General features: G+C 46.4%; 5 protein-coding genes. 4 read left to right on the forward strand and 1 reads right to left on the reverse strand.

The genetic code is table 11. The features are described from left to right. The first annotated feature begins 110 nt into the window (after window positions 1-110). From ABT56_RS22755 to ABT56_RS22765, 3 genes are read left to right on the forward strand one after another with little or no spacing between them, the layout of a single operon-like run. Window positions 111-551 (forward strand): hypothetical protein, encoded by a 441-nt coding sequence (locus ABT56_RS22755; RefSeq protein WP_047881206.1) that lies wholly within the window; start codon window positions 111-113, stop codon window positions 549-551. A gap of 21 nt (window positions 552-572) precedes the next feature. After that, the gene (locus ABT56_RS22760; RefSeq protein WP_047881207.1) at window positions 573-1,055 is read left to right on the forward strand and encodes a hypothetical protein; all 483 of its coding nucleotides are present in this window, start codon (window positions 573-575) and stop codon (window positions 1,053-1,055) included. Window positions 1,056-1,114: 59 nt separating this feature from the next. Next, window positions 1,115-1,717, forward strand: coding sequence for an ATPase (locus ABT56_RS22765; protein ID WP_047881209.1), 603 nt, complete (start codon window positions 1,115-1,117; stop codon window positions 1,715-1,717). An 86-nt stretch (window positions 1,718-1,803) separates the two neighbouring features. Here the strand turns inward: ABT56_RS22765 and ABT56_RS22770 are convergent, their stop codons facing one another. Then, entirely contained in the window at window positions 1,804-2,829 is a 1,026-nt protein-coding gene (locus ABT56_RS22770) for a DUF4062 domain-containing protein (RefSeq protein WP_053062612.1), read from the reverse strand. Between the two features lie 370 nt (window positions 2,830-3,199). Between ABT56_RS22770 and ABT56_RS22775 the strand changes: the two genes are divergently transcribed. Continuing rightward, a complete protein-coding gene (locus ABT56_RS22775) occupies window positions 3,200-4,036 on the forward strand; it encodes a major capsid protein P2 (RefSeq protein ID WP_047881208.1) in 837 nt (278 codons plus the stop codon). Window positions 4,037-4,155: the final 119 nt, after the last annotated feature.

A 4,155-nucleotide genomic window follows, 5' to 3' on the forward strand; every position in this document is an offset into this window, starting at 1 on the left:
GCATCGAAAAACCCGTTTGCATCAAAAGTGATGGCACCCATTCGCCTGATGCTGGTTTGGATGGAAGGGGTAAACCGCAAATTATCTGAATTGGAGCAAAGGGGGTAAGCATGGAAGTAATGCCGGTTCGCACCTCAACCAACAAGGTCGAAGGTATCAACCGTTGTGAGTGCGGAGCAATCCGCACCATTCACCGGGCAAGGGGCAAGCGCGCCAAGTTTCTATATTCCATCTGCGACGACTGCGGTACCAATCAGCAGACGGGCAAATATTGGCAGGACAAATTCAATATCCATTACCCCAGCGTGGAAGCCTTGCACCAAGCCGAGCAGCCCGAAGAAAAAGAGGTGATAAACGTATCAGTACCGGAGCCAATCACCGAGCCAGAAACAAAAAACGAAACTGTGACGGCGTCACAACAAGAGCCCAAGGCGAACCCGAAACCACAGCAAACCGAACCGGAAGGCGAAAAACCAGTCGGATTTTGGCGATTTGTGCTTGGCGGGCTGGTACTTGGGGCACTGACTGGCGGTGTCGTCACCCGAATTTAAACCTATAGACAAGGAAAGCGAATGAATACCGAGCAACAAGGCGAAATTCAAACCGAAACCCCACCTGTAGATATGGTCGAAAACCATAACGAGCAGGACGAACGGGCATTCATCAATAGTCTGGATGATGATTTTGACCCGGAATTAAGCCAAACCGAAGCCAAAGAGCAGGCACTCGAAACCGACGCCGCTGCAGGGATTGTTTGTGTTGGCCTGATGACTATTGAACAGACCATGAAAACCATGCTGCACCCACGTTTCAAGTTTGACCCGGAGCAGTGCGAAGCCGTTGCCACCAAAGTCGCACCGCTGATCGTCAAATACGGTGCGAATCCGCCGCCGTGGTTGGCCAAATATATAGATGAAATCATGGCCGTGTTCGCCATCGGGATGTTGGGGCTATCGAGTTTCATGCAGGTGAAACAGCTCAAGGCTGAAGACATTGCCCAGCAAGCCAAAGAGCGCGAAACCACCAACCGCGATAATGCCGAGGTGGCCGCGTGAAATTACAACCTATCAACCAAAATAATGCCCTTAGTAATCATCATGTCTATGTGGTTGGTATGTCTGGCTGCGGGAAAACCTCCGCAGCCAAAAAGCTGTTTATCAAACCGACCGACCAAGTCGCCATTTTTGATCCGCTTGGGGATTATGAGGGCGAGCTGGCCGGGCGTAAGGTTCGCAGCTATGCCAAACTGAAAGACTTTGCGCAAGCCTTGATCGCCGGACGAAAAACCAAGCAGGGATTCAAGATTGCCTATACACCACAACACGAAACCACCGAAGCCGACTTCGACAAGTTTTGCATGGTGGTGTGGGGATGCGGTAACGGCAAACACCCCAAACCGCTAAAAGTGGTATGTGAGGAAGTGGCCGAGCATACCAGTACAGCCGGAAAGGCTACCGGGTATCACGGTAAAATCTTGAGGCTAGGGCGCAAGTTCGGTTTGCACTGCATCAACATGTTCCAACGTGGGCAGGAAGTATCGAAAACTATCATTGATAACTGTCAGTTTGCCTGTGTGATGATGCAAAAGGCCGATGACAGTGCCCACTACCTACAACGTAAAACAGGCATACCCGCTAGCGAGATCATCCCATTGCAGAAACTCAAATACATTTTGCAGGATGGTAAGAAGTATAAAAGAGGAGAGTTATCTTGGTAGAGATATGAACATATTTTTCGGTTAACCAATCATTAATTTCAGAGTTGGTTAACCGATTAATTTAAATAGACTGCAACCAGTCTGGGTTATAATATTGGCGTTATAAAAGAATCAAGAATGGAACGTTTATCTTCATTAGGTAGTTTACTTAATGATAAAAATTTTGTCGCTAGACTTTTTTGCATTAGCACTGAATCATCTAATACATAACCACGCCCGCTATTTGGCCCCCACAAAACTGTATCAATGGTCTTTTCTCTTGTGTCTTCCTCATAAGATAATTTAAAGTCAGCAGCTTCAATTAAATAATTAGACCAAGACTGATTCATTGATGTGCTTAATAATCTTTCTAAGTTGGTTGTTTGAAGGTAGGAAATATTAAACATTTCCTTAATTCCATCAACAAACTCCTGAGCCTCGACTTTCATAGACACCGAGTCGATCACATTTTGAGCGTTGTTTGTATCATCGACTTTTTCATAGACAAACTTGACTAATTCTTCAGTCTTTTTACTTGCTGTAGCCAAATCAGCCAGTAATTTATTTGTAATTATCTGTTGTTCTTGGTGTTTGACCTTTAATAAAAAATCAAACATCATCCCGGCCCATTGCTTTTTCAAATATGACTCAATATCCAAATAGTTTTTAAATGGCTGGATTGCATTATTCAAACTATTTAATCTGACTTCATTAATGAAATCAAATATTTTTATATTGTCAGATGCTGGGTATTTAATGTTATCCCTATCAACTTTATCATTATTCTTATTTGATTGATAAAGATGATGGTCTGCAAACACAGCTTGGTCAATTAAAGTAAAAATTGGTATTTTGTGAGATACAGCTGCTCTATATTCTTCGTTGGTTATAGAGTCGGTTGAATCTTTATAAACTCCACCATATCGTCCGCCAACAATCAAAACAAATAACTGACATGTGGCAACCTCATTTAAACAAGAATCATGAGTATGGACTTGTGGATTATAGAATACATCGCCATCATCACTAAGTACTGGTTCATACCCTATACTACGAACGAAGTATTTTATACTTTCCCTAATATGTTTTAAGTCATAACACGTGGAACTAATAAAAACTCTTGGTGTGGCCAATGTATACTCCTAAATGGTCACTATTGATGGACATGCGTATTATGATTTTTTTGAGAATAATTGAAAGAGAAAAGTATGGGTAATTAGATCAAGCGGACAAAAAACAAAGCGCCTTCTTTTTGACGTGTGCCACATTTCCAAAAGCCCGCAAGCCTATAGGTTTAGCGGGCTTTTTTCGTTTGCCTTGTAACCAAATCCCTTGGTTTGCTGTTGGGGTCTTTTAGTAAACCAACAGAGAGCAAACACTATGAGTGCAAAAACAAAAGGCTATGTGATCACGGGCGTCATTGCCTTGCTGGTTGCGGGTGCTGTGGTCTGGGCATCGAACAACGTTGATGCCGTTGAAGACGCAATCGGGTAAGGGGGCGACATGGAACTGATTCAAACCCCGTTCGCGCCGCGTCCGAAAGAACTTGATCCGGTAGAGGGTGTTGGCTGGGGCCAGCGTGCCTCGCTTCGCCTTGTTGCGGGTCCGACTTATCACAGCATCGAGCTGGTCACCGACATTACCGATCCAAGTGATATTGAGCGCGTCGAAGTATCACTAAACGGTTCGGCCAAGTTCAACGTGTCGGGTGAAACACTGGTCAAACTGCAAGCCCACCGCAAGAACTACGCCCAGCCGGGTCGCTATGTGATCTCGTTTGGTGATGCCACGCTGCGCACCAAAATTGGCGTTCGCCAAACCGACCTTGTTACCTTGGGCGGTGAAATTTGGTTTGTGTATATCACCCTAAAATCCAAACCATCGGGAACCGCGATGCCGACCATTCGCGCCCGTGCCCATGTGCTGCCGTCACAGGCAACGCGCTATTACATGCCGCGCCTTTATGAGCTGACTTGGTTTGCCTCGGCAACAGGCCGCACACCATTCGACTTTGCCGAGCGTAGCCCGGCACTCAACCTCAAGCGCATTCACTTCCTTGACGATTCCATCGGCCGCGTTCGTGTCCTGCGTGACAACTACGAAGAATTGAACGTCACCAAGACCGACAACGCCTTCGACTTGGCGCAATCCAAGAAAGAACAAAATGATGGTTGGTTCAGCCTCGACTTTATCCGCTATGGCTTTGGTGCTGACGGCATGTTGAACACCGCCGCCCGCAGCCAGTTGGCGTTCGAGCTGGACAAGGAAAGCGTGGGCAGTGTGCCGGTTATCGTCGAAGCAGTGGAGCAAGTCACGGCGTTGCCTACCAAGCAGGCATAAGGGGGCGCGATGGAAAACTTCGGCACCATCTTCGACAACATCGGCGAAACGCTGGGCGGTATTTGGGATTCTACGTTGGAAGGCGGCGAGCAGTGGGTCGATTCATGGTTTGACCATGA

Origin of the sequence: Photobacterium aquae, from assembly GCF_001029445.1 — a bacterium.
Lineage (GTDB): Bacteria > Pseudomonadota > Gammaproteobacteria > Enterobacterales > Vibrionaceae > Photobacterium > Photobacterium aquae.

Excerpts from the sequence above, each read along its gene's own strand:
- ABT56_RS22755 (WP_047881206.1), top strand. The coding sequence starts at position 111 with ATGGAAGTAATGCCGGTTCGCACCTCAACCAACAAGGTCGAAGGTATC.
- ABT56_RS22760 (WP_047881207.1), top strand. The coding sequence starts at position 573 with ATGAATACCGAGCAACAAGGCGAAATTCAAACCGAAACCCCACCTGTA.
- ABT56_RS22765 (WP_047881209.1), top strand. The coding sequence starts at position 1,115 with ATGTCTGGCTGCGGGAAAACCTCCGCAGCCAAAAAGCTGTTTATCAAA.
- ABT56_RS22775 (WP_047881208.1), top strand. The coding sequence starts at position 3,200 with ATGGAACTGATTCAAACCCCGTTCGCGCCGCGTCCGAAAGAACTTGAT.